This window comes from Neorhizobium petrolearium (assembly GCF_017873175.1).
GTDB lineage: Bacteria > Pseudomonadota > Alphaproteobacteria > Rhizobiales > Rhizobiaceae > Neorhizobium > Neorhizobium petrolearium.
In genome coordinates this window covers 12,132-34,544 of the sequence record NZ_JAGGJW010000007.1, presented here as the reverse complement: position 1 = coordinate 34,544, position 22,413 = coordinate 12,132, and the positions used below count along the sequence as shown (strand labels likewise).

26 protein-coding genes are annotated in these 22,413 nt (G+C 60.3%); 14 read left to right on the top strand and 12 right to left on the bottom strand.

The window, feature by feature from the left end; translation table 11 throughout:
- Nucleotides 1-157: 157 nt before the first annotated feature.
- Nucleotides 158-634: a transcription elongation factor GreA gene (gene greA / locus J2046_RS14570; RefSeq protein WP_210052901.1), complete on the top strand. Its 477-nt coding sequence runs from the start codon at nucleotides 158-160 to the stop codon at nucleotides 632-634.
- Between the two features lie 42 nt (nucleotides 635-676).
- Complete coding sequence (locus J2046_RS14565; RefSeq protein ID WP_210053409.1) at nucleotides 677-1,735, top strand: glycosyltransferase family 4 protein; 1,059 nt, start codon at nucleotides 677-679, stop codon at nucleotides 1,733-1,735.
- Here J2046_RS14565 and J2046_RS14560 read toward each other — a convergent pair.
- Genes J2046_RS14560 through J2046_RS14545 form a run of 4 tightly spaced genes read right to left on the bottom strand, consistent with a single transcriptional unit; the run spans nucleotide 1,719 to nucleotide 5,111 of the window.
- Entirely contained in the window at nucleotides 1,719-2,741 is a 1,023-nt protein-coding gene (locus J2046_RS14560; protein WP_210052898.1) for a glycosyltransferase, read from the bottom strand. The genes J2046_RS14565 and J2046_RS14560 overlap by 17 nt on opposite strands.
- Nucleotides 2,738-3,769, bottom strand: a complete 1,032-nt coding sequence (locus tag J2046_RS14555; RefSeq protein WP_210052896.1) for a glycosyltransferase — start codon at nucleotides 3,767-3,769, stop codon at nucleotides 2,738-2,740. Before J2046_RS14555 ends, J2046_RS14560 begins: the two co-directional genes overlap by 4 nt.
- A 14-nt stretch (nucleotides 3,770-3,783) precedes the next feature.
- The gene (locus J2046_RS14550) at nucleotides 3,784-4,593 is read right to left on the bottom strand and encodes a glycosyltransferase family 2 protein (protein WP_210052894.1); all 810 of its coding nucleotides are present in this window, start codon (nucleotides 4,591-4,593) and stop codon (nucleotides 3,784-3,786) included.
- Nucleotides 4,594-4,601: 8 nt separating this feature from the next.
- Nucleotides 4,602-5,111, bottom strand: coding sequence for an Lrp/AsnC family transcriptional regulator (locus tag J2046_RS14545; RefSeq protein WP_233469781.1), 510 nt, complete (start codon nucleotides 5,109-5,111; stop codon nucleotides 4,602-4,604).
- Between the two features lie 175 nt (nucleotides 5,112-5,286).
- Between J2046_RS14545 and trxB the strand changes: the two genes are divergently transcribed.
- From trxB to J2046_RS14525, 4 genes are all read left to right on the top strand, one after another.
- Nucleotides 5,287-6,261, top strand: a complete 975-nt coding sequence (gene trxB / locus J2046_RS14540; protein WP_210052892.1) for a thioredoxin-disulfide reductase — start codon at nucleotides 5,287-5,289, stop codon at nucleotides 6,259-6,261.
- 15 nt (nucleotides 6,262-6,276) lie between these two features.
- Nucleotides 6,277-7,173 (top strand): LysR family transcriptional regulator VtlR, encoded by an 897-nt coding sequence (locus J2046_RS14535; protein ID WP_037148640.1) that lies wholly within the window; start codon nucleotides 6,277-6,279, stop codon nucleotides 7,171-7,173.
- A 597-nt stretch (nucleotides 7,174-7,770) separates the two neighbouring features.
- The gene (locus J2046_RS14530) at nucleotides 7,771-8,067 is read left to right on the top strand and encodes an ArsR/SmtB family transcription factor (protein ID WP_210052890.1); all 297 of its coding nucleotides are present in this window, start codon (nucleotides 7,771-7,773) and stop codon (nucleotides 8,065-8,067) included.
- A 40-nt stretch (nucleotides 8,068-8,107) separates the two neighbouring features.
- The gene (locus J2046_RS14525; RefSeq protein ID WP_210052888.1) at nucleotides 8,108-9,229 is read left to right on the top strand and encodes an alkene reductase; all 1,122 of its coding nucleotides are present in this window, start codon (nucleotides 8,108-8,110) and stop codon (nucleotides 9,227-9,229) included.
- Between the two features lie 40 nt (nucleotides 9,230-9,269).
- On the opposite strand, the gene J2046_RS14520 is transcribed toward J2046_RS14525, so the two are convergent.
- Nucleotides 9,270-9,656 (bottom strand): DUF6220 domain-containing protein, encoded by a 387-nt coding sequence (locus J2046_RS14520; RefSeq protein WP_210052886.1) that lies wholly within the window; start codon nucleotides 9,654-9,656, stop codon nucleotides 9,270-9,272.
- The gene (locus J2046_RS14515; protein WP_233469780.1) at nucleotides 9,653-10,663 is read right to left on the bottom strand and encodes an NAD-dependent epimerase/dehydratase family protein; all 1,011 of its coding nucleotides are present in this window, start codon (nucleotides 10,661-10,663) and stop codon (nucleotides 9,653-9,655) included. Before J2046_RS14515 ends, J2046_RS14520 begins: the two co-directional genes overlap by 4 nt.
- A gap of 97 nt (nucleotides 10,664-10,760) precedes the next feature.
- On the opposite strand from J2046_RS14515, the gene J2046_RS14510 reads away from it, so the two are divergent.
- Nucleotides 10,761-11,669 carry a LysR family transcriptional regulator gene (locus J2046_RS14510; RefSeq protein WP_210052882.1) on the top strand — a complete coding sequence of 303 codons (909 nt, stop codon included), beginning with the start codon at nucleotides 10,761-10,763 and terminating at the stop codon, nucleotides 11,667-11,669.
- Nucleotides 11,670-11,678: 9 nt separating this feature from the next.
- Here the strand turns inward: J2046_RS14510 and J2046_RS14505 are convergent, their stop codons facing one another.
- A complete protein-coding gene (locus tag J2046_RS14505) occupies nucleotides 11,679-11,942 on the bottom strand; it encodes a DUF2188 domain-containing protein (protein WP_037147972.1) in 264 nt (87 codons plus the stop codon).
- A gap of 221 nt (nucleotides 11,943-12,163) precedes the next feature.
- Here J2046_RS14505 and J2046_RS14500 point away from each other — a divergent pair, with 221 nt between their 5' ends.
- The 4 genes from J2046_RS14500 to J2046_RS14485 all read left to right on the top strand — a co-directional run bounded on the left by J2046_RS14500 (nucleotide 12,164) and on the right by J2046_RS14485 (nucleotide 16,521).
- A complete protein-coding gene (locus tag J2046_RS14500) occupies nucleotides 12,164-13,267 on the top strand; it encodes a calcium:cation antiporter (RefSeq protein ID WP_325169758.1) in 1,104 nt (367 codons plus the stop codon).
- 168 nt (nucleotides 13,268-13,435) lie between these two features.
- The gene (locus J2046_RS14495; RefSeq protein WP_210052878.1) at nucleotides 13,436-14,551 is read left to right on the top strand and encodes a 5-methyltetrahydropteroyltriglutamate--homocysteine S-methyltransferase; all 1,116 of its coding nucleotides are present in this window, start codon (nucleotides 13,436-13,438) and stop codon (nucleotides 14,549-14,551) included.
- 97 nt (nucleotides 14,552-14,648) lie between these two features.
- Nucleotides 14,649-15,062: a DUF3597 domain-containing protein gene (locus tag J2046_RS14490; protein WP_210052876.1), complete on the top strand. Its 414-nt coding sequence runs from the start codon at nucleotides 14,649-14,651 to the stop codon at nucleotides 15,060-15,062.
- A 232-nt stretch (nucleotides 15,063-15,294) separates the two neighbouring features.
- Entirely contained in the window at nucleotides 15,295-16,521 is a 1,227-nt protein-coding gene (locus tag J2046_RS14485) for a PQQ-dependent sugar dehydrogenase (protein WP_210052874.1), read from the top strand.
- A gap of 39 nt (nucleotides 16,522-16,560) precedes the next feature.
- On the opposite strand, the gene J2046_RS14480 is transcribed toward J2046_RS14485, so the two are convergent.
- The 3 genes from J2046_RS14480 to J2046_RS14470 all read right to left on the bottom strand — a co-directional run bounded on the left by J2046_RS14480 (nucleotide 16,561) and on the right by J2046_RS14470 (nucleotide 18,513).
- A complete protein-coding gene (locus tag J2046_RS14480) occupies nucleotides 16,561-16,947 on the bottom strand; it encodes a type II toxin-antitoxin system VapC family toxin (protein ID WP_210052872.1) in 387 nt (128 codons plus the stop codon).
- Nucleotides 16,944-17,210 carry a type II toxin-antitoxin system Phd/YefM family antitoxin gene (locus J2046_RS14475; protein WP_210052870.1) on the bottom strand — a complete coding sequence of 89 codons (267 nt, stop codon included), beginning with the start codon at nucleotides 17,208-17,210 and terminating at the stop codon, nucleotides 16,944-16,946. Before J2046_RS14475 ends, J2046_RS14480 begins: the two co-directional genes overlap by 4 nt.
- A gap of 100 nt (nucleotides 17,211-17,310) precedes the next feature.
- Nucleotides 17,311-18,513, bottom strand: coding sequence for a pyridoxal phosphate-dependent aminotransferase (locus J2046_RS14470; protein ID WP_210052868.1), 1,203 nt, complete (start codon nucleotides 18,511-18,513; stop codon nucleotides 17,311-17,313).
- Nucleotides 18,514-18,723: 210 nt separating this feature from the next.
- Between J2046_RS14470 and J2046_RS14465 the strand changes: the two genes are divergently transcribed.
- A complete protein-coding gene (locus tag J2046_RS14465; RefSeq protein ID WP_210052866.1) occupies nucleotides 18,724-19,665 on the top strand; it encodes an EAL domain-containing protein in 942 nt (313 codons plus the stop codon).
- 531 nt (nucleotides 19,666-20,196) lie between these two features.
- Complete coding sequence (locus J2046_RS14460) at nucleotides 20,197-20,412, top strand: cold-shock protein (protein ID WP_003494703.1); 216 nt, start codon at nucleotides 20,197-20,199, stop codon at nucleotides 20,410-20,412.
- A 69-nt stretch (nucleotides 20,413-20,481) separates the two neighbouring features.
- Here J2046_RS14460 and J2046_RS14455 read toward each other — a convergent pair whose 3' ends face one another.
- Both J2046_RS14455 and J2046_RS14450 read right to left on the bottom strand, forming a co-directional pair.
- Nucleotides 20,482-21,129 carry an MBL fold metallo-hydrolase gene (locus J2046_RS14455; RefSeq protein WP_210052864.1) on the bottom strand — a complete coding sequence of 216 codons (648 nt, stop codon included), beginning with the start codon at nucleotides 21,127-21,129 and terminating at the stop codon, nucleotides 20,482-20,484.
- A 173-nt stretch (nucleotides 21,130-21,302) separates the two neighbouring features.
- The gene (locus J2046_RS14450) at nucleotides 21,303-21,506 is read right to left on the bottom strand and encodes a hypothetical protein (protein WP_210052862.1); all 204 of its coding nucleotides are present in this window, start codon (nucleotides 21,504-21,506) and stop codon (nucleotides 21,303-21,305) included.
- Nucleotides 21,507-21,674: 168 nt separating this feature from the next.
- Here J2046_RS14450 and J2046_RS14445 point away from each other — a divergent pair, with 168 nt between their 5' ends.
- On the top strand, nucleotides 21,675-22,304 hold the full coding sequence (locus J2046_RS14445; protein WP_210052859.1) for a DUF1236 domain-containing protein: 630 nt from the start codon (nucleotides 21,675-21,677) through the stop codon (nucleotides 22,302-22,304).
- The last annotated feature ends 109 nt before the right edge of the window (nucleotides 22,305-22,413 follow it).

The window sequence follows — 22,413 nt, the reverse complement described above, 5'->3', positions numbered from 1 at the left end:
CTCCTCGGACAGAGTGTCGAAATTCCTAGCGTTTGCTGTCGAAATTCTGTTATAGTGACCCAAATTGTGATGTTGCGATGGTTCCGAAGTTTTACTCCGGAACCTGTTTCTTTTTGTGTCCGCGGTATCCGCGGGCATGAGTGTGAAGGACAATGAAATGGTTGATAAGGTACCGATGACGCAGAACGGTTTTGCCAAGCTGCAGGAAGAACTGCGCTGGCGCCAGCAGGAGGAGCGTCCCCGTATCATCGAGGCAATTGCTGAAGCGCGCGCCCATGGCGACCTTTCGGAAAATGCCGAGTACCACGCGGCCAAGGAGGCCCAGAGCCACAATGAAGGCCGCATCACCGAACTCGAAGACCTGACGGCGCGCGCCGAGGTGATCGACCTCACCAAGATGTCCGGCTCGAAGATCAAGTTCGGCGCGACCGTCAAGCTCGTCGACGAAGATACCGACGAGGAGAGGACCTACCAGATCGTCGGAGACCAGGAGGCCGATGTGAAGGCAGGTCGCATCTCCATCTCTTCGCCGATCGCCCGCGCCATGATCGGCAAGGAAGCCGGCGATTCCATCGAAGTGGTCGCCCCCGGCGGCTCCAAGGGCTACGAGATCCTCTCCGTTTCCTGGGGCTGATCGCCTTTGGAAAACAGGGGGGGAAAGAACGGCGATCCCGCCATCATCGATATCCGCGACGTCGAAGTGATCGCGCCGAATTTCAAGCGGCGCCTCTCCGGCGTCACGTCGACGATCATCCAGCTCATCCCGGTCCAGAGGTCGCTCGGCCAGAAGGTTGCAGCGCTTGGGCCGGGCCTGCCCGCCGAGCTGCCGCATATCCGATATCGCGATCTCCTCGCCCTCTGGCGTCCGCCCCTCGGCAAGCGGTTCCGCATCTGGCATGCCCGCCGCAATGTCGAGATGCTGCCGGCGATTTTCATGCGCGACGTGTTGCGCATGCCGCTGAAGATCGTCTTCACCTCGGCCTCGCAGCGCCGCCATACAGGCTGGACGAAATGGCTCATCTCGAAGATGGACAACGTGATTGCCGTCTGCGGTAAGACGGCCGACTATCTGGCCGTTCCCAACACCGTCATCCTGCATGGCATCGACACTGACCGCTTCTCACCACCCGGGGACAAAGCTGAAGCCAGGCGAGCACGCGGCCTCGATCCTGCAAAAAAATTCGTTGGCTGCTTCGGCCGCGTACGGCACCAGAAAGGTACGGATGTCTTCGTGGATTCGATGATCCGCCTGCTGCCCGACCGGCCTGACTGGGCGGCGATCGTCGCCGGGCGCGCCACCGGCCCGCATGTGGATTTCGAGAAGGGCCTGAAGGACAAGGTCGCTGCCGCCGGCCTCGCCGACCGCATCCTCTTCGTCGGCGAGCACACCAATATAAACGAGTGGTACCGCGCCCTCGACCTCTTCATCGCCCCGCAGCGCTGGGAAGGCTTCGGGCTCACCCCGCTCGAAGCCATGGCGACGGCCGTGCCGGTGATCGCTACCGATGTCGGCGCCTTCCCGGAGCTTCTGGTCATCGGTGAAGATGAAACCGGCGTGATCATCGACCGTGACAGCATCGATGCCATGGCCGAAGCGGCGGCTCTCTTCATGGATGATGACGGGCGGCGGCAAGCCGCGTCGATCCGCTCGCGTGATCATGCGGTGGCGAATTTCAGCATCGAGGGCGAGGCAAAACGCCTCGGCAATATCTACCGGATCACGGCTTCCGCCTGAAAAGCTCGATATAGGCGTCAGCGACCGCTTCCTCGGAAAACTGCTGCATCAGCGTCTTGTATCCGCCTTCTGCGACCGTCGCGGCGAGCGCCCTGTCGGTGATCAGTTCTGAGATCGCCCGCGAAAATCCGGCAGTGTCGTCGATATCGACCAGCAGTCCGTTTTCGCCGTCGCGCATGAACCAGGTCGGCCCCTCCGAGCGCGACGAAACGACCGGCCGCTTCTGCGCCCAGGCCTCCAGGATGACATTGCCGAGCGGCTCATGGCTGGACGGCATGACGAAGATATCGGCCGCGGCAACGTAGGGCCTGGCATCCTTCTGCCAGCCAAGGAAGCGCACACGCCCGGTCATGCCCCGTTCCCTGACCTGCGCTTCGAGCGCTTCCTGCTCTTCTCCCTCGCCAGCCAGCCAGAGATAGGCGTCCGGCACCGCCGCCATCGCATCGATCAGCGTATGAAAACCTTTCCGTTTCACGAAACGGCCCATGGACATGATGACCGCCACGTCCTCCGGCGTATCTGCCGAGGCACGCAAGGCCGGCGGCATGGCATCCGCATTGGTGAAATTGGAGATCACCTCGATACCGCGCGTCCAGCCGAGTTTCCGGACCTGATCCGCAATGCCGGGTGTGTTGCAGACGATGACATCCGTGTTTTTGAAGTAACTGAGCCTGCTCGGATAATCGCCCAGTCGTGAAATCTTGATGCAGCCTTGATAGGCCGGCATCAGTTCGCTGGCGCGCGGAGCCCACGCCATCAGGGCATCCGGCTTTTCTTTCTTCGCAAGCCGGGCGACCTTCGCCGGCAGCAAGAGGCGATCGAGCGAGAGATTGCGAAAATTGCTTTCGATAATCTCCGCCACGCCCTCGATATCTTTCCGCCAGACACGGCCGGGTCTGATGATGGCGCGTTGTTCGACACCGCGACGCGCGAGCGCGTTGACGAGATGGACGAAAAAGCGTTCCGCGCCGCCATCCTTGCCGAAATGATAGTGATGGACCTTCATGACGCGGTTGAGCCGGTCTCGAACAGACGGATATAGGCATCGGTGATCGCCTTTTCCGAGAACCGCTCCTGAAGGGTGCGATGCCCCCCATCCACAAGACGTTGCCTGAGTGCCGGGTCGTCCATCAGGCGCCGGATCGCCGTTGCCAGGCCGTCATGGTCGCCCGGATCATACATGAGCGCATCCGTCTCATTCGTCATCGCCCAGGAGGGGCCTTCCGCCCGCGACGACACGGTCGGCTTTCCGGCCGCCCAGCCCTCGAGGCAGACATTCCCGAGTGGCTCGTGCAGGGAGGCGATGGAAAAAACATCGGCAGCGGCGATATAGGCATAGGCATTCGTCTGCCAACCGGCAAAGCGCACGCGCGACCGAAGACCGAGCTCATCGACCAGCCGTTCGAGATTTTCCCGCTCCGGACCGTCGCCGACCAGCCAGAGATAGGCATGCTCGGCCTTCGTCATGGCGCGGATCAGGGTATCGAAACCCTTTCTCGGCACGAAGCGGCCGAGCCCCAGGACGACGAAGGCATCCGCCGGCGTCTGAAGACTCTCCCGCGATACCGGGCTCACCGGAGCCGCCCGCGTGAAATTCGTGATAACTTCCAGCCCCCGCTTCCAGCCGAACGAGCGTACCTTCTCCGCTACGTCCGGCGTCAGGCAGACGAGGATTTCGGAATTCCGGTAGTACCCCAGATGCTCCGGATAGTCGCCGAGCCGGGAAATCCGCCGCGCCTTCTTGTAGTTGGGCATGAAGCGGCTCGCCCTTAATTGCCATGTCATGATCACATCGGGCTGGTATTCGCGCAGGATTCTCCACATGCGGAACGACAGCCAGAAGCGCGACAGCGAGATGCGCCGGAATATGCCCAGATAAACCTTGCCGCATTTCTCGAGATCTTTCTGCCAGGTCCGTCCCGGCCGGATCAGCATGCGCTGCTCGATGCCGCGTTCGTGCAGGGAGTTGGCGAGATTGACGAAAAAGCGTTCCGCGCCGCCCTCCTTGCCGAAATGGATGTGCAGGACCTTCATGCGTGTCTCCCGTTTCAGCGCGTCGGCGCGTCGTCCCGATTGGGGCGCTCCGTCAGCGCCTGGCGTTGGTAAAGCTTGGCCTCAGTGAGGAAGGCGTAGACTGCGACCGTCATCGCCTCGATGAATCCTGGCGCCCCGCAACGCCACAAACCGTTTCTCAGGTAAAGCCGGTAGAAATAGAGGAGTGGCGAAATGAAGAGCTTGACCGGCCTCGGCGTCTTGCCCTCCGCGAATTTCTGGTCCGCCTTGAGCGTCGAATACTTGTTTTCCTTGAGGATCTGTTCGTCGATGAGGATCGGCCGGTAGTGCAGCAGGCTGCCGGTCTTCGTCTTGGCAACCTTGCCGTCCGGCACGATACCCTCATGCACCGCCTGGGCGAGGTCGAAGGCGCCCCTTCCCTTGCGGATCAGCCGCAGGATCTTGCGCTCGTGAACCTTCTCGGGCGTGTAGCCGTAACCGATGAGATAGGGCCGTCGCGCCATCTTCCAGCCGACAATCTCCACGGGCGCCGTGACAAGCTCCGGCAGGAGCTTCCGCAGGGATGCATCCAGCCGCTCATCCGAATCGATGCTGAAACACCAGGGTTCCCTGCACTGCTCCAGCGCGAACTGCTTCTGCCCCGCGTATCCACGCCATTTCTCATGGAAAAGCCGGATCGGCCAACCTTTGTCGATGTAGGACTGGACGAGATCGATCGTTCCGTCCGTAGATCCAGAATCGACGATGACGATATCGGCAAAGTCGACGAGGCTCTCGATGCAGTTGCCGAGATAGGCCTCCTCGTTCTGGCAGATGATGAAGGCGGAGATCGGAAGCCTGGCCATTGCCGAACTCAGATTTCCACGAGGCCGAGCTGTTTCACCTGCCGGATCGTCAGCATGGTGCGGACGGTATCCACATGTTCGTCCGCCGTCAGGACCTCGATGACAAAATCCTGGAAGACGGTGAGGTTCTGCGCCGTGCAGCGCAGCAGGAAATCGCTGTCTCCGTTAACCATCCAGGCTTCGCGCACCAGCGGCCATTGCTGCACCTTGGAAGCGAAGGCCTTGAGATCCGCATCCGACTGGCGCTTCAGCCCGACCATGCAGAAGGCGACGAGATCGAAACCGAGCTTCGGGCCGTTCAGAAGCGCGTGATACCCCTCGATGATGCCGGCTTCCTCGAGCTTGCGCACGCGGCGCAGGCACGGCGGCGCGGAGATGCCCACACGTTCCGCGAGCTCGACATTCGTCATTCGCCCGTCGCGCTGAAGCTCTCTGAGGATTTTGATATCAATGGCGTCCAGATCGGCACGAAGCACGGCTTTCCCCTTTTGTCGAAAGGCTTTTAGCGGAAACGGCATTTAACGCAAGGATCATGGCCCCGCATCCAACTGATCTGTTGTTAATGCAAAGCTGCCCTTGCATTCCTGCATGGATCGATCTTAGATGACGTTTTAAAGCGGCAGACCGGAAATCGACCCCCTATATGTGGGCTGAAAAAACATGAGTCGATCGGTCTTTGAAAGGAAACTGCATATGTCCGCCCGTCATACGGAGGTTTTGATCATCGGTTCCGGCCCGGCCGGTTACACCGCCGCAATCTATGCGGCACGCGCCATGCTGAAACCCGTGCTGATCGCCGGCCTGGAACAGGGCGGCCAGCTCATGATCACCACGGATGTGGAGAACTATCCCGGCTTTGGCGATCCGATCCAGGGGCCCTGGCTGATGGAGCAGATGCTGAAACAGGCGACGCATGTGGGGACAGAAATCGTCAACGACCTGGTGACCGAGGTCGAGCTCGACCATCAGCCGTTCACTGTCCGCACGGATTCCGGCGCTGTCTGGACCGCCGATACGCTCATCATCGCCACCGGTGCCAAGGCGAAATGGCTCGGTCTTGCAAGCGAGCAGCATTTCCAGGGATTCGGTGTCTCCGCCTGCGCCACCTGCGACGGTTTCTTCTACCGCAACAAGGATGTGATCGTGGTCGGCGGCGGCAATTCCGCGGTCGAGGAAGCGCTCTATCTCTCGAACATTGCAAGGTCCGTGACGGTGGTTCACCGCCGCGATAGTTTCCGCTCCGAAAAAATCCTGCAGGAACGCCTTTTCCAGCGCCCGAATGTCAGCGTGCTGTGGAACACGGAAGTGGCCGAGATCACCGGCAAGCCGGCCAAGGCGCCACTGCCGCCATCCGTCGAGGGGGTGAAGCTGCGCAACACTGAAACGGGCGCGATCACCGAGCGGCCGATTGACGGCGTCTTCGTGGCGATCGGCCATGCGCCGGCGACCGAACTCTTCAAGGGCAAGCTGAAGACGAAGCCGAACGGCTACTTGTGGACGGCACCGGACTCCACCGCGACCGACGTGCCCGGCGTCTTTGCGGCCGGCGACGTGACGGACGACACCTTCCGCCAGGCGGTCACCGCCGCCGGCATGGGCTGCATGGCAGCTCTGGAAGCTGAACGTTATCTCGCCGGCCTCCAGCCGGTGGCCGTGGCCGCGGAGTGACGTTCAGGGATGGGTATGCCGCTTGACTGGGATAAATTGCGCATTTTTCACGCTGCGGCGGAGGCTGGTTCGTTCACCCACGCGGCGGACAAGCTTCACCTTTCCCAGTCGGCGATCAGCCGTCAGGTCAGCGCGCTGGAACAGGATGTCGGGGTAAAACTCTTCCATCGCCACGCGCGCGGCCTGATCCTCACGGAGCAGGGCGAACTTCTTTACCGCACCGCGCATGACGTCTTGCTGAAGCTCGAAACAGTCAAGATGCAGCTCACCGAGACGACGGAGAAGCCGTCCGGCAAGCTGCGCGTCACCACGACGGTCGGCCTTGGCCAGGGCTGGCTGACCGACAAGGTGCAGGAATTCCTTCAGCTCTATCCGGAAATGTCGATCCAGCTCATCCTTGATAACGAGGAACTGGATGTGAACATGCGCCATGCGGATTGCGCGATCCGGCTCCGTCAGCCGCAACAGTCCGACCTCATCCAGCGCAAGCTCTTCACCGTGCACATGCACGTCTATGCCGCCCCCTCCTACATCAATCGCTATGGGGAGCCGCAGTCGATCGAGGATCTCGACAATCACCGCATCATCACGTTCGGCGAACCGGCGCCGAGCTATCTGCTCGACGTCAACTGGCTGGAATATGCCGGCCGCTCGTCGGACAACACGCGCACGCCGCATCTGCAGATCAACAGCCAGACCTCCATCAAGCGGGCCTGCCTGCTGGGAATCGGGATAGCCTGCCTGCCGGATTACATCGTCGGCCGCGACCCTGGACTGATTCAGCTCGCGATCAATGCGGATATTCCATCCTTCGATACCTATTTCTGCTATCCGGATGAAATGAAGAACGCCGCGAAGCTCAAAGTCTTTCGCGATTTCGTCGTCGGCAAGGCCCGCAACTGGAATTTCTGAGAACCGATCAGGCGACTCAAATGGGCTTCAAGCCCTTTAAACCTGAAGGATTCCAGCGCTCTAGGGTTGCCTGATATGTGTCTGCTGAGATCTTCCGATTACAGCATTGCACGTTGCGCATGGCTGGCCTGCACAAAAGGGCATTGTTCACTGCACAAAAAACCACCATATCGCACACAGCTGATGCACATGGTGGCTTTTTCCTCCCAGTTCCACCGCAGCAGCTGTTCCCCTCTGGAGGTTTTTTGACCTTCACACTTATAGGGCCCTGGAGCGATCCGGTGGCCCTCTTTTTTTGCCTGCGTGCAGTGAGCTCTTTTTTCTCCCGCCTCAAAACCTGTGTTCAATATTCCATCCGCACCCTTGTCGAGCGGTCTGCCCATTCCCATATATTGTTGTAGCTGGTGCTTCCCGACGACATCCCAGTCGTCCGCGCCGGCTGTTCCCCTCTGGAGGTTTTGACCTTCACAACTGAAAGGGCCCTGGAGCGATCCGGCGGCCCGTTTTTTTTAACGGACTTTCGTTTTTCGCAAACGCCCTTCTTTAAATCGTCATTGGACGATCTATATATCGGAAAACTCCGATACGGATCCTCAGATGGATAAGACGGAAATCTTGAAGGCGCTGGCGCATCCGACCCGGGTCGAATTCCTGGAATGGATGAAGGAGCCCGAGCGCCATTTCACCGATCAGGCGCACCCGCTCGAAATGGGTATTTGCGCCAACCAGTTCGAAAAGCGCTGCGGCCTCTCCCAATCGACGGTCTCGGCGCATCTTTCGACGCTCGAAAAGGCTGGATTGCTGAAGATCAATCGCGTCGGCCAATGGGCATTCTGCCACCGCAATGAGGAAACCATCGCGGCCTTCCTCGATGAGCTCAGGTCAACTCTCTGATGCCGGCTCAATCCTCCCACCCGTAAAAAGGGAATTTCCCATGACCAACCTTTTTGACCCGACCAAGTTCGGCGACATCCAACTCTCCAACCGCATCGTCATGGCGCCGCTCACCCGTAACCGATCGCCGAAGGCAATTCCGAACAATCTCAACGCCACCTATTACGAGCAACGTGCTACGGCCGGCCTGATCATCACCGAGGGAACGCCGGTCACCCAGCAGGGCCAAGGTTATGCCGATGTCCCGGGTCTTTACCTGCCGCAAGCAGTCGAGGGCTGGAAGAAGGTCACTGACGCCGTTCACAGGAAACACGGCAGGATCGTCACCCAGATCTGGCATGTCGGCCGTGTCTCCCACGTCTCGCTGCAGCCGAACGGTGCTGCGCCCGTTGCCCCCTCTGCCATTCCAGCCGGCACGAAAACCTACATCATCAATCCGGACGGCAGCGGCGCCTTTGTCGAAACCTCCGCGCCACGGGCGCTCGAACGCTCCGAAATCGCCGGTATCGTCGACGATTTCCGCAAGGGTGCCCGCGCCGCGATCGATGCCGGCTTCGACGGCATCGAACTGCACGGGGCCAACGGCTACCTGATCGACCAGTTCCTGAAATCAGGTACCAATCAACGCACCGACGGCTATGGCGGCTCGATCGAGAACCGCGCGCGCTTCCTGCTGGAGGTCGTCGATGCGGTCACCAAGGAAATCGGCGCCGGCCGCGTCGGCATCCGGCTGTCGCCGGTTACCCCGGCCAACGGCATCACCGAGACCGACCCGCAGCCCCTCTTCAACTACGTGGCCGAACAGCTCGGCCCGCGCGGCCTCGCCTTCATCCATGTGATCGAGGGCGCAACCGGGGGCGATCGCGATTTCTTCCAGGGCGACAAGCCCTTCGATTATCGGGAACTCAAGGCCGTCTATCGCAAGGCCGGCGGCACGGGCGGCTGGCTGGTCAACAACGGATACGATCGCGAAAGCGCCATCGAGGCAGTCGAGAGCGGATATGCCGATGCGGTCGCCTTCGGCAAGCTATTCCTTGCCAATCCGGACCTCGTGGAGCGGCTCAGGCAGAATGCACCGCTCAATGAGCCGGACAAGGCCACCTTCTATGGCGGCGGCGCAAAGGGATATACCGACTATCCGGCGCTCGAAGCCGTCGCCTGATCGACTTGAGGAAGGGCCGCCATGCGCGGCTCTTTCCCTTTTATCCCGCCGTCCACACGGAACGCGCCAACAGGACGCTGACGACGGTAATTGCAACCGCGTTGGTCGGATGCAAAGCCTGGACAACGCCGATGCCCTCGCCCGCGATCACGAAGACGAATTGCAGACAATAGAGAACAAAAATCAGCAGAACGCTCGTCCGATAGGCGCGCAGCCCCGATCGCAGAAAGGCGAGCCCGACCATGCCGAGGATCGGCAGTCCCAACGCTCCCCCCATTGCTCCGTGAAGCTCCCACAGGGAGGCATTCGAAAACATCGCCAGTCCGGCAAGGAAAACCTGCCCGCCGATCAATACCGGCAGGATCAGAGCCAAAATCCGGAAGCCGATCGGTGATGCCCCGGGCGTCGCAGGAAGAATGCTGGTCATGCCGCCCTCTTTGGCAAGGCCCGAGGCCCGAAACGAGGAGCTTCGAGACATCCGATATCCATGAGCGCCGCCCTCACCGCCTCATCGATCGGCGTCGACGGCTCCTCCCCGAGGAACGCCAGAAGCTTGTCGTTGCGCATCCGGACCGGCATCTTCCAAAGATAACGCATCTCGCCAAGCTCGCGGAACAACGGCACCACGGGTGACGCAAGCGTCAGCAGCCACCAGGGGAAGGCTTTGACCTTCGGTTTCCTGCCGACGACACGACCGATCGCCGCGATCATTTCACGACTACCCTCATCCCAGAACCCGTTCATGTGAAAGAGCGCAAAACGCGGCAATTCACTCTCCTTGTCGATTAGGCGCAGCATGGTTTCCGCGACATCCGGGAGGTAGGCCCATTGATGGCCGATGCCCCCGGCATTCGGCCGGCTGACGAACGTCACCGGCCTGCCGGCCTTCACCAATCCCTGGCCGAACCAGCTATTGCCCGCGCCGGGACCGAAATAATCGCCGGCCCGCACGATCAGTACCGGCACGCCTTCCTCCGAAGCCGCCTTCAGCCGGCGCTCCAGCTCGACGCGGATCTTTCCCTTGCGGGTGACGGGGTTTTGCGGGCTTTCCTCGGTAACGCTCGGAAAGACGTCCGGCCCGTAGTTATAGACCGTGCCCGGCAGCAGGATGCGGGCACCTACGTCTCTTGCGGCCGCGACCGTATTATCCAGCATCGGCAGGACCAGCTTTTCCCAGTCTTTGTAGCCCGGCGGATTGACCGCGTGGACGATCAGCCTGGCATCCTGGGCAGCGCGACGAACGTCGGCGGCACTCATCGCATCGCCCTGGATCCAGTGGAAACGCGGCTCGCGCCGGGCAGCTTCGTCTGCCTTTCGGTTCAACGCCCGAACAGTCCAGCCGCGGGTTACGAGTCCGCGCGCCACATGGCCGCCGATGCCCCCGGTGGCACCGAGGACGAGAGCGATGGGTTTGGCAATCGAGATATTGGGCATGGCGATATTCCTTTTCGTCTGCGGTTTCGATGGCTGGAATATCGCGTGTTTCCGCATTATACGGAATTGACGGAAACCTTTTGGCATCCATACAAAAATGAATGATATCAGCTGGGATTTATACCGAACCTTCCTCGCCGTGCTACGCTTGGGCTCGCTTTCAGCAGCGGCACGCGAGCTCGGCCTCACCCAACCCACGGTCGGTCGGCATATCGACGCCTTGGAACAGGCGGTCGGCTACCAGCTCTTCACCCGCTCGCAACAGGGTCTTTTGCCCACCGAGCCGGCGCTGGCGTTAAAACCCTATGCGGAGAACCTGGCCGCGACGACGGCTGCCATGCGGCGGCTCGCATCGGGTGAATTCGGCGCCATACGAGGCACGGTCAGGATCAGCGCCAGCGACGTGGTCGGCGTGGAAGTCCTGCCGCCAATTCTCGCGGTGCTTCAGGACGAACATCCAGGCCTGGAACTGGAACTCTCACTTTCGGACTCATTGGAGGATCTTCTGAGGCGCGAGGCCGATATTGCCGTGCGCATGACGAGCCCAGCTCAAGAGGCGCTCGTCGCCCGTCATATCGGAGACATTCCGCTCGGGCTCTATGCTCATCGCCGCTATATGGAGCGGCACGGAACTCCGGAAAATGCGGAAGGGCTTCTGGCCCATCGGCTGATCGGCTTCGACCGCCGCTCCGCCTTCGTCCGCGCGGCAGCGGACCGCATCCGCGCCAGCGCCCCTGCCTTCCCGGATCTGGAACGCATCCGATGGAGCTATCGCGCCGACAGCAACCTCGCCCAGCTTGCGGCGATCCGGGCCGGCGCGGGCATCGGCATCTGCCAGGTCGGCATCGCCCGGCGTGATCCGAATCTCGTCCGGGTCCTGCCGGACATCTTTCAACTACCACTCGACACCTGGGTCGCCATGCACGAGAATCTGAAATCCTCACCGCGCTGGCGCGTCACCTTCGACGCACTCGTGAAAGGCCTTCTGGAGTACGCCCGCAACTGACGGCGGGTGTCAGCGGGCGTCGGCGCCCTCGTCCCCATCCACGACCTCGGCTTCCGGGCGATCACCGCCCTCACTGTATTCGGTGTGCCAGACGCCCTTTTCGTCCTGCCAGCTGATCTCCTCCGGTTCGCCGCCAACCTGCTGTTCGGCAGCCACGATACGGGCTGCCTGCAGGGCATCGGAATGCGTAGGGAAAGTTTCCGAATAGACGTCACCCTGACGATATGCCCAGCCGCCGTCGTGCTGTACGACCTTGTAGACGATCTTGGTCATTCTTCCTCCTTGTCCTTTCATGGCCACAACGATCTTTCCGGATCCGTCTCCAGACGCGGCATCGGGGTAAAGAAGCAAAAGAGGTGCCCCGAAGTTCCAGGCCACATGTTAAATTATGGCATCAAAGCGCGGCTGTCGCAAATCCTTGAAGAGAAAAACGAACCTCCTTGATGCGGTAAGCCGCCGCGTTAGATTGTGTCCGTAAAAGCATGGAGCCGCCGGTGGGACTTCTCCCTCTTCTGAAACAGGAACGATCCCTCATCGCAGCACTTGCGGCAGCCTTTATCGCCTATGCCGTGGAGCATTCGATCCTGGAAGGCGGCCAGGCCGCCTCGGCGATCGCCGCCGTGGTACTGATCGCGGTCATCATCCTCGCGTCGACGCGCGTCGCCCACCATGCGGAAGTGCTCGCCCACAAGGTCGGCGATCCCTATGGCACGATGATCCTGACGCTTTCGGCCGTAGCGGTTGAAGTGCTGATCCTCGCGATCATGATGGGCAACACGACATCGCCCACACTTGTACGCGACACGATCTATGCCGCGGTCATGCTGGACATCAACGGCATCCTCGGCCTTGCCGCCCTGCTCGGCGGACTTCGCCATGGAGAGCAGCCTTATAACGACGATTCCAGCCGCACCTACAGCGTTATGATCCTAACGGCCATGAGCATCTCCATGGTGGTGCCGGAGTTCATTCCCGCCTCCAAATGGCATTACTATTCGGCCTTCACCATCGGCGCGATGATCGCGCTCTACGCCCTCTTCCTGCGCATGCAGGTCGGCACGCACAGCTATTTCTTCAGCTACAGCTATCCCCGCACGAAAGCAGCAGCGGGCGGACACACTCCGCAGAAGGAAGCCAAGGAGGAGGAGGCTATGGCCTCCATCGGCATCATCCTCTTCGGCGTCCTGATCATCGGCTTTCTCGCGGAGTTCATGTCGACCTTCATGAACGTGGGGCTCGACGGCACAGGGGCGCCGCCGGCCTTGATGGCGGTCGTGGTCGCGGCCATTTCCGCGGCACCCGAAATCCTGACCGCGCTGCGTGCTGCGCTCCGCAACCGCATGCAGTCAGTCGTCAACATCGCCATGGGTGCCTCGCTGTCGACGGTCATCCTCACCGTGCCGGTGATGGAAGCGATCGCTCTTTACAGCGGCCAGCCCTTCATCATGGCCATGACTCCGGTCCAGACGGTGATGGTGGCCGTCACGCTGGTTGCCGTGGCGATCAACCTCAACGATGGCCAGACGAATGCTATCGAGGGCATGACCCATTTTGTGCTTTTCGCCACGTTCGTGATGCTGACGGTCCTCGGGCTCTGACAAAAAGCGATTCCATAACAACAACTTGCATATGCATACGGAATCGGATTGAGAAAGCGTTGAATCAACCTGCGAAATATGCTGTTTCACCTTCAAAGGCGCATACCTGTATACACGCCTTCGCCGCTGCACGGCTGTTGCAGCTTATATTCGTGAATGGAGGACCCCATGCCGACACCGCCCTATAGAGCCGATCACGTTGGTTCGCTCCTGCGTCCCGCTTCCGTCAAGGAGGCCCGCAGGAAGTTCTACGAAGAGAAGAGCATTTCCGCCGCCGAGCTGAAGGCTGTCGAGGACGAGGCCATCAAGGACCTCGTGAAGCTGCAGGAAGGCGTCGGTCTCAAGGTCGTCACCGACGGCGAAGCGCGCCGCCATTTCTGGCACTACGACTTCCTTGGCGAGCTCGACGGGATGGAGTTCGTCACCCGCGAAGCGCATAAGGGCGTCACCTTCCACGGCGTCAAGCTGCCTCCGACCTTTCCGACCATCAACGGCAAGCTCGACTTCCCGGATAATCACCCGCATCTCGAGCATTTCAAGTATCTCGCTTCGGTGACCAAGGTTACGCCGAAGATCTCCATTCCCGGCCCGAGCGTCGCTCACTACCGCACCGCCAAGGCGGATATCCATCCTGCCGAATATCAGGACGTCGAGGTACTGTTCGCCGATCTCGCCAGGACCTATGCCAAGGCCGTGCAGAAGTTCTATGAAGCCGGCTGCCGCTATCTGCAAATGGACGACATCTACTTCGCCTATCTGGGTGACGAAAAGCAGCGTGCCATGAAGCGGGAAGAAGGTTTCGATCCTGACTGGCTGATTCAGAAATACGCATGGATGATGCATGAGGCGATCAAGGACCGTCCGAAGGACATGCTGATCGGCATGCATATGTGCCGTGGCAACTTCCGTTCCACCTGGGCTGCCGAAGGCGGCTACGACGCAGCAGCCGACGCGATCTTCAACCATACCGGCGTCGACATGTTCTTCATGGAATACGATACCGACCGCGCCGGCGGCCTGCAGCCGCTGAGCCTTCTCAAGAAGGGCAAGCAGCGCGTCTATCCGGGCTTCATCACCACCAAGACCGGTGAGCTGGAGAGCACGGACGAACTGCGCCGCCACTTCGACGAAGCGTCGAAATACGTCGATCTCGACCAGCTCGGGATTGCCCCGCAATGCGGTTTCGCCTCAACGGAGGAAGGCAATTCGATCACCGAGGAAGACCAGAAGCGCAAGCTCGAACTCGTCGTGAAGACCGCCGAAGCCATCTGGGGCACGGCCTGACGAATTGCGCGGCCGCAGGTCGATTTCCCCTGCGGCCGTCCTTGACTTTTAGCAGTCCCGCACAACACTCTTCCAGGCCAACACGAGGAGAGCACTCATGGGTATTTTCGACAGGATCAAGAACGCTATTTTCGGACGGGCGGAAGCAGCCGAGACCGTAGCGCCCACGGCCGGGTCCGCACCGGCGGGGACACCATCGACGCCGGCCGCCACGCAGGCAGCCCCGGCGGCCCCTGCTCCTTCCGCTTCGGCACCCGTGGATGTCACCCCCATCCTGGACGCCGCCGTCAAGAAGAGCGGCCAGAAGCTCGACTGGCGCAAATCGATCGTCGATCTGATGAAGGCACTTGATCTTGATTCCAGCCTTTCCGCCCGCAAGGAACTGGCGGACGAATTGGGATATGCCGGGGCGAAGGACGGCTCGGCCGAGATGAACATGTGGCTCCACAAGGCCCTGATGAAGAAACTTTCTGAGAACGGCGGCAAGGTTCCTGCCGACCTTCTCGACTGAGTTTCCGGGACAACGATCAGACGAAAGGCCCGCCGCATTGGCGGGCTTTTTTGCTTGTGAAGGGGCAAGCGAAGAGCTCGACCGGAGCCAGATAAAATTATCTTGAATGGGGCGTGTGCGATCATTCCGGGTAGACGCCCTAGATGAAGGTGTCGTTCGACACGCCTTCGCCGCATGCGGAGTGTCGGTTCTTGCTTCGCGGCGGATGCCGCCTCATTGAAGGGAGTCCACGATGAAACGCCTCAGCCCTCTCCTGACCGCTCCGGCCCTCTTTGCCACGCTGCTTTCATCGCCGCTCCAGGCCGAGACGTCGGGCCAGCCTGTCGAGACCAGAAGACCCAACGCCCCCGAACAACGACCCGCCTTTGCCGGCCAGACCCGCGCGCCGCAACCCGCGCAGATGCCGAAGATCGCGCATGCGGTCGTCGCGGAAGGTCTCCCGCATCTGTGGGCTATGGAATTCCTGCCCGATGGCCGCATGCTGGTAACCGCCAAGCAAGGCGCCATGCACATCATCTCGGAAGAAGGCGGAGCCGGGCCGGCGATCGCCGGTGTTCCCGATGTCCTTTCCGGTGGCCAGGGTGGATTGCTGGATGTCGCGCTCGCGCCCGATTTTTCCACCTCCGGCATGATCTTCTTCTCCTTTTCGGAGGAGCGGGAAGACGGCAACGGCACATCGGTCGCCTCGGCAAGGTTGGTTCCGGACGAAAACGGCGGCGGCAAACTGGAAAACGTCGATGTCATCTTCCGCCAGATGCCGAGCTATGACGGCAACAAGCATTTCGGCTCGCGCCTCGTTTTCGGCCCGAACGACGAGCTTTACGTCACCGTCGGCGAGCGCTCCGATCCCGAGCCGCGCGTCCAGGCGCAGGATCTCGGCAGCGGCCTCGGCAAGGTCTTCCGCATAGACAGGAGCGGCAAGGCCCTGCCGGACAACCCCTTCGTCAACCGCGAGGGTGCGCAGCCGGAAATCTGGTCCTACGGTCACCGGAACCTGCAGTCGGCCACGCTCGACGGTCAGGGCCGCCTCTGGACGGTCGAGCATGGCCCGCGCGGCGGCGACGAGTTGAACCGGCCGGAAGCCGGCAGGAACTACGGCTGGCCGGAGGTCACCTACGGCATCGATTACAGCGGCGCCCCGATCAGCGAGGGCATCACCGCCATGAGGGAAACGGAACAGCCGGTCTACTATTGGGATCCGGTCATCGCGCCGTCCGGCATGGCCTATTACGATGCTGATCTTATCCCGGAATGGAAAGGCGCATTCCTGATCGGCGGGCTCGTTGCCCAGGGCGTTGTCGTCGTCCACATGGATGGCGACAAGGTCGCCTATGAGGAGCGCGTGCCGCTCCAGGCCCGCATCCGCGATGTCAAGGTCGGCCCAGACGGCGCAGTCTACGCGGTTACCGAACGGCGCGGCGGCGGGGGATCGACGATCCTCAGGCTGACCAAGAGCTGACCCGCGATTGGTGGAAGCGATGCTCCCTCGCCGCTTCGCTTAGAGCTTGAATGCCAGGTGGTGGCCGACAAGCGCCCTGTCGATCGTTACGAGCAATAGCCCTTCGACCTGACACTGCGCCAAGAGCAGCCGGTCGAAGGGATCGCGCGTTTCGGGTCCCGGCTCGGCGGCGGTAGTGACGTGGGGGATATCGATGAGAAGGATGGTAAGATCAGCCTCCTCCAATATTGTCGGAATATCTTCCAGCGGCATGCCCGGATCGAGCTTGCCGAGCCTCGATTTGATCGCAATCTCCCAGAGACTAGCCACACTGACAAAGCCGGTCGCGGAACTGTTGGAAAAGAACCGGTGTATTTCAGGAAACTGTCTGTCGAATTCCCGGCGCAGGAATGCCAGGACAATATGCGTGTCGAGCAAAAGCCTCATGTTTCCGGCAGCGGCTTGATCAGAAAATCTTCCGGCAGCGGATCATCGAAGTCCTCTGCAATATAGGGAACAGGATTGGTGATCCCCCTCGCCCGCAAATACGCCTGCCCAGCTTCCCAATTGATGCCGCCCCGCTTCCTGTGGGGCACGATATCGAAGACAGGTTTGCCGTTACGCGTCACGGTCACGGTCTCGCCCTGCTCCACTTCGCGGGCGAGTTCGGTCAGGCGGTTCTTGGCTTCCCGGATCGAGACAGTCTTCATAGATAAAATGTAGCTACATGCAGCCACATCGTCAACAAGGACGCAAATGCAGGAAGCCCGCCAATGCGGCGGGCTTACGTCGAAAATCGTTCGGCCGTTCTTATTTGCAGGCAGCGCAGAAGCGCTGGATGCGCATGCAGGCTTCTTCGAGCAAGGTTTCCGAAGTCGCATAGGAGATGCGGAAATTCGGGCCAAGACCGAAGGCGGAGCCGTGAACGACGGCAACCCCTTCCGATTCCAGAAGCTCGGTGACGAAATCCTCGTCCGTTTCGATGACCTTGCCGCTCGGCGCAGTCTTGCCGATGAGGCCCGCGCAGGACGGATAGACGTAGAAGGCGCCTTCCGGAACCGGGCAGGAGATACCCGATGCCTGGTTCAGCATGGAAACGACGAGGTCGCGACGCCCCTGGAAGATCTTCTTGTTCTTCTCGATGAAGTCCTGCGGGCCGTTGAGCGCCTCGACGGCGGCCCACTGCGAGATCGAAGATGTGCCGGAGGTCTGCTGGCTCTGGATCGCATCCATGGCCTTGATCAGTTCCTTCGGGCCGGCCGCGTAGCCGATACGCCATCCGGTCATGGCATAGGCCTTCGATACGCCGTTCATGGTCAGCGTGCGATCGTAAAGTCTGGGCTCGACCTGAACCGGCGTCGCGAACTTGAAATCGTCGAATGTCAGGTGCTCATACATGTCGTCTGTCAGGATCCAGACGTTCGGATATTTGACGAGGACGTCCGTCAGGGCCTTCAGTTCGTCATGCGAATAGGCAGCACCCGACGGGTTCGACGGCGAATTGAAGATGAGCCACTTGGTCTTCGGCGTGATCGCGGCTTCGAGGTCAGCCGCTGTCAGCTTGAAATTGTTTTCCTGCTTGGTGGAAACGAAGACATTGGTTCCGCCGAAAAGGGCGACCATTTCCGGATAGGACACCCAATAGGGCGCCGGAATGATGACTTCATCGCCGGGGTTAACCGTCGCCATCAGCGCGTTGAAAAGAATCTGCTTTCCGCCCGTCCCGACGATCACCTGCGAGGCATCGTAGTCGAGATCGTTTTCACGCTTGAACTTCCTGGCGATAGCCTCACGCAGAGCCGGGATGCCGGATACCGGCGTGTATTTGGTCTCGCCACGGTTGATGGCATCGATTGCCGCCTGTTTGATATTGTCCGGCGTGTCGAAATCCGGCTCGCCCGCCCCCAGGCTGATGACATTGCGGCCCTTGGCTTGCAACTCACGCGCCTTCTGGGCGACGGCGATGGTAGCGGAGGGCTTCATGCGGGAGAGAGCGTCGGCGAGAAAGGCCATGATCTGGGTCCTGAGGAGCTGTTGAACAAGGGCGGGATCGTGCGAAGAGACTGCCGCTAAGCTCTATGTCTAAACTACGACGCCGTTTCAAGCGGAAAGCTTGAATATGAGCCATCAAAGACGCTGATAAAACCTTCTAAATCTTCTTTACAGCCACGTAACCCTTCGCTGCTACAACCATCGGGATCAGCAACGAAAAGTCCGACAAGCATGACGCCGAGAAGCATTTTCGCCAATCTGGTGCGCAGCGAAAGCGGGGCCTTTTCCACCGGCTACGGTCCCTTCACGCTGCAATCCGCCCTGCAGCCGATTTTCCGCTCGAACGGCTCCGGTCTGGAGATAGAAGCATTCGAAGGCCTTGTGCGCGTTTCGCGCCATGACGAGCCGGTCTCGCCGGGCGAATTCTTTCGCCTCGTTTCATCCAGCGATATAGCCGATATCGACAGCATCCTGCGCACCATCCATATCCTCAACACCGGGCGGCTCAATCGTTCACGGACGGGGATCTTCGTCAAGTTTCATCCCGGCCTCTTCCGTGCGCCGCAGGAAATGCGCCAGGAGGTCGAGCGCATCAAACTCGCAGGCCATGAGGCAGGCCTTGGGGCCGCTCGGATTGTCTGCGAGATCTCAGAAAAGTTCGGCGTGGCCGACGACATCGTCGCTTCCTTCATCGAACATATGCGCGCGATAGGCTTCCGCGTTGCGATCGATGATTACGGCGCGGGCGATTCCGATCTTGCCCGGCTGAAGCGCGTCAAACCGGACTACGTGAAGTTCGACGCCTCCTGGGTCCATGACTTCCTCGACAATTCTGCCGGCTATGCGCTCCTGCGCGTTATCATCCGGCAGATGCTGGACGAAGGCATCGAGCCGATTTTCGAGGGGCTCGAAGAGGTCCGGCAGGTCGATCTGTGCGAGGAACTTGGCGTTCCGCTGATGCAGGGTTACGCGCTCGCCCGGCCGGAACTTGCGCCGACAACCTTTAATGAGACCTTCCCAGAAAGCCTTGCGGATTTTGCAGGCGCACCAGCGCCTCGCAATGAAGATACGCCGTCTGTCGATCACCCTGCGCCATCGCCCGCCCCCGGTTCCCGACCCGCATTGGCAAGACACGCACGCACTTTCGGCCGGCGGCAGTCCGCAACGGAATGAAACGGTCCGAAAATACGCGGGATTCCTGAAATTCATGACGGCTGCCGGCTGAAATCCGGCATAAAACCGTCTTGACAGGCGCTCCGAGGGCCGACCGGAAAAAAATCTTCCTTTCCCACGGTCGGCTCAAAAACGGCGCAGGCGCCGGTCAAGAAAGCATTGCCAACGATGATTTCCTCCTCTGGATGTCAACAAAAGGGCGCAACCCAGTGTTCTCAGTCATCTTTGCCGATGTCAGCTTTCTCCTCATGGAACCGGTTCAAAAAACTTTTTCTTGCCAATTTCTGATAAACACAGCACTCTGTGCAAGTTCGGGCAATTTACGAGCATGGGAAGACCTATAATGATGCGCTCCGAAGGCGCGAAGACTTCGGGCGGTAGGCTGGGGGCAGAGATATTCAAAGCTATTCCTGCCGGTCACCGCGGTTAAAGACAGGGACCCTTTCTTAAAGCTGCCTGCCGCCGCCCTTCGGGGCAACACTGTTATGCTGTCCGCCGCTGAACACGGACAGAGAGAAAAGGACCTGCTGCATGGCCGAAACTGGCACTGTAAAATTCTTCAATACCGACAAGGGCTTCGGCTTCATCAAGCCTGATAATGGTGGCGCCGATATCTTTGTTCATATCTCTGCCGTACAGGCTTCCGGCCTGTCCGGATTGTCGGAAAACCAGAAGGTAAGCTTCGACACGGAACCGGATCGTCGCGGCAAAGGCCCCAAGGCCGTCAACCTGCAGATCGCTGGTTAAGCCTAGGAGGCTTTCTATTCGAGTTGAAGCCCGGCAGGTTTGCCGGGTTTTTTTCTTGGCGGAGACCTATCAGAGGCCGCGCAGGAAGGGGTTGTTGCGCCGCTCGTCGCCGATCCGGCTACCCGGACCATGACCGCAAATGAAGCCGACATCATCGCCGAGTGGCAGGACTTTGTCGCGGATCGACGCAAGCAGCGTCTCGTGATCCCCGCCCGGCAGATCGGTGCGCCCGATCGAACCGTTGAACAGCACGTCGCCGAGATGTGCGAATTTCTGTTTGCGGTTGTAGTAGATCACATGCCCAGGAGCATGGCCGGGACAGTGAAAAACCTCGAATACATGATCTCCGAACGAAACCGTGTCGCCCTCGTTGAGCCAGCGGTCAGGCACAAGGTTGCGCGCCGCCATCTTCACCCCGAACTTTTCCGCCTGGACCTCCAGCTTCTGCAGCAAAGGAAGATCCGCTTCATGCGGCCCGATCACCGGAATCCCCAGCACCTCGCGCAATTCGTCAGCGCCGCCTGCATGGTCGATATGACCATGCGTGAGCCAGATTTCCCTGAGCGTTATTCCGTTTTCACTCACGACCTCAAGGATCGTCGGCACATCGCCACCCGGATCGATGACCACGCCTTCCCTGGTCTCGTCATCGAAGAGGATCGTGCAATTCTGCTGGAATGGTGTAACCGGGATGATGCCGGCCTGTAACTTGCCCATGATGCCTCGGCTTGAAGCAGGTCGCTTGATGGTGGGAACCGATCCCGGGACAGCGACATGCGGAAAAACAGGAAGACGAAGCGCGCTGCATGAATCCGTTTAGATGTAACCCGCTTCAAGCGATAATGTCAGCGGGGATATAGCGGCAAACGGAAGACATTTCAGCCAAAAAATCAATCGCCGGCGACGGCCGCAAAACGCGCGTCGACAGAGACCGGCGGAGCAAGCGACACGGTCGCAAGCAGGAAAGCACATACTACGATCTTGAGGGCAAAGACGGTCACTAGGACACCCCTGAGCGGATTGGCCGGGGCGGCCGTTTCCATCTTGATGGGCGGAAGAGCGGAAAAAGTCCGGGCTGTCGGCTGAATGGTCATGGGCTTCTCTCCAGTGTCTGTGGCTGAATCAATGGACATCGCGCTCAAAAGTTCCGGAGGTTCTCTTGTCGTGGCGGACCGGCCACAGCTCGAAGGATCCGTTCGGTCTTGGCGGAACCCAGCGGGACATATGAGGGTTTCCCTCCAATCAACGTGAGGAGAAACTCCATGACGAGTTGGTTGAAATTCCTTAAGTGGACGTGGTTGGGGCTTGGCACTGCTCTTTCGGCCCTTGCCTTGCCCGCCCAGGCCCAGATGGCCACGACGACGGCATCGGACATCGTCGTCCGCTCCGGTCCTGGCCAGGATTACCCCGAGATCGGACTTGCCACCCGCGGTAGCCCGGCGATGATGGATGGCTGCCTCGAAGGTAGCAACTGGTGCCGCATCGAAGTCAACGGCATGCGAGGCTGGGTCTTCGCCGAATACCTGACCGTCCGCCACAACGGCACGCCGGTAGTGGTCGAGGACTATCGGACCCGCTACGACGTACCGGCGGTGACCTATGAGACGACGGCAAGCGTTCCGCCTGCTGCGGTTCCCGGACCTGGCGACATCATGCTTGGCCCGGTCGGCGAAGTGAATGTCATCGATCCGCCGGATACCGTCATCAGCTATATCGAACAGCATCCGACCGACCCGATCCGCGTCCGCAATGAAGTGGTCGTTGGGGCGACACTGCCGCCCGATGTCATCATCCGCGAAGTGCCCGACTATGACTACGACTATGTGGTCGTCAACGACCGGCCCGTTCTGGTCGATCCGGGTACTCGCCGCATCGTGCATATCTACGAATGACCGATATCGCGGGGGGCGCCGCGCTGCTGGCGCCCTTCGCCTCCGAGCGTGCCATCCGATCCGTCCTTCAAGAAATGCTGTTGATTGTTCAAGCTGTTCGCGCTTTATG

Bases quoted from the DNA above. Each gene is read 5' to 3' on its own strand.
- greA (WP_210052901.1), top strand. From the start codon at position 158: ATGGTTGATAAGGTACCGATGACGCAGAACGGTTTTGCCAAGCTGCAG.
- J2046_RS14560 (WP_210052898.1), bottom strand. From the start codon at position 2,741: ATGAAGGTCCATCACTATCATTTCGGCAAGGATGGCGGCGCGGAACGC.
- J2046_RS14555 (WP_210052896.1), bottom strand. From the start codon at position 3,769: ATGAAGGTCCTGCACATCCATTTCGGCAAGGAGGGCGGCGCGGAACGC.
- J2046_RS14550 (WP_210052894.1), bottom strand. From the start codon at position 4,593: ATGGCCAGGCTTCCGATCTCCGCCTTCATCATCTGCCAGAACGAGGAG.
- J2046_RS14545 (WP_233469781.1), bottom strand. From the start codon at position 5,111: ATGCCGTTTCCGCTAAAAGCCTTTCGACAAAAGGGGAAAGCCGTGCTT.
- trxB (WP_210052892.1), top strand. From the start codon at position 5,287: ATGTCCGCCCGTCATACGGAGGTTTTGATCATCGGTTCCGGCCCGGCC.
- J2046_RS14535 (WP_037148640.1), top strand. From the start codon at position 6,277: ATGCCGCTTGACTGGGATAAATTGCGCATTTTTCACGCTGCGGCGGAG.
- J2046_RS14530 (WP_210052890.1), top strand. From the start codon at position 7,771: ATGGATAAGACGGAAATCTTGAAGGCGCTGGCGCATCCGACCCGGGTC.
- J2046_RS14525 (WP_210052888.1), top strand. From the start codon at position 8,108: ATGACCAACCTTTTTGACCCGACCAAGTTCGGCGACATCCAACTCTCC.
- J2046_RS14520 (WP_210052886.1), bottom strand. From the start codon at position 9,656: ATGACCAGCATTCTTCCTGCGACGCCCGGGGCATCACCGATCGGCTTC.
- J2046_RS14515 (WP_233469780.1), bottom strand. From the start codon at position 10,663: ATGCCCAATATCTCGATTGCCAAACCCATCGCTCTCGTCCTCGGTGCC.
- J2046_RS14510 (WP_210052882.1), top strand. From the start codon at position 10,761: ATGAATGATATCAGCTGGGATTTATACCGAACCTTCCTCGCCGTGCTA.
- J2046_RS14505 (WP_037147972.1), bottom strand. From the start codon at position 11,942: ATGACCAAGATCGTCTACAAGGTCGTACAGCACGACGGCGGCTGGGCA.
- J2046_RS14495 (WP_210052878.1), top strand. From the start codon at position 13,436: ATGCCGACACCGCCCTATAGAGCCGATCACGTTGGTTCGCTCCTGCGT.
- J2046_RS14490 (WP_210052876.1), top strand. From the start codon at position 14,649: ATGGGTATTTTCGACAGGATCAAGAACGCTATTTTCGGACGGGCGGAA.
- J2046_RS14485 (WP_210052874.1), top strand. From the start codon at position 15,295: ATGAAACGCCTCAGCCCTCTCCTGACCGCTCCGGCCCTCTTTGCCACG.
- J2046_RS14480 (WP_210052872.1), bottom strand. From the start codon at position 16,947: ATGAGGCTTTTGCTCGACACGCATATTGTCCTGGCATTCCTGCGCCGG.
- J2046_RS14475 (WP_210052870.1), bottom strand. From the start codon at position 17,210: ATGAAGACTGTCTCGATCCGGGAAGCCAAGAACCGCCTGACCGAACTC.
- J2046_RS14470 (WP_210052868.1), bottom strand. From the start codon at position 18,513: ATGGCCTTTCTCGCCGACGCTCTCTCCCGCATGAAGCCCTCCGCTACC.
- J2046_RS14465 (WP_210052866.1), top strand. From the start codon at position 18,724: ATGACGCCGAGAAGCATTTTCGCCAATCTGGTGCGCAGCGAAAGCGGG.
- J2046_RS14460 (WP_003494703.1), top strand. From the start codon at position 20,197: ATGGCCGAAACTGGCACTGTAAAATTCTTCAATACCGACAAGGGCTTC.
- J2046_RS14455 (WP_210052864.1), bottom strand. From the start codon at position 21,129: ATGGGCAAGTTACAGGCCGGCATCATCCCGGTTACACCATTCCAGCAG.
- J2046_RS14450 (WP_210052862.1), bottom strand. From the start codon at position 21,506: ATGACCATTCAGCCGACAGCCCGGACTTTTTCCGCTCTTCCGCCCATC.
- J2046_RS14445 (WP_210052859.1), top strand. From the start codon at position 21,675: ATGACGAGTTGGTTGAAATTCCTTAAGTGGACGTGGTTGGGGCTTGGC.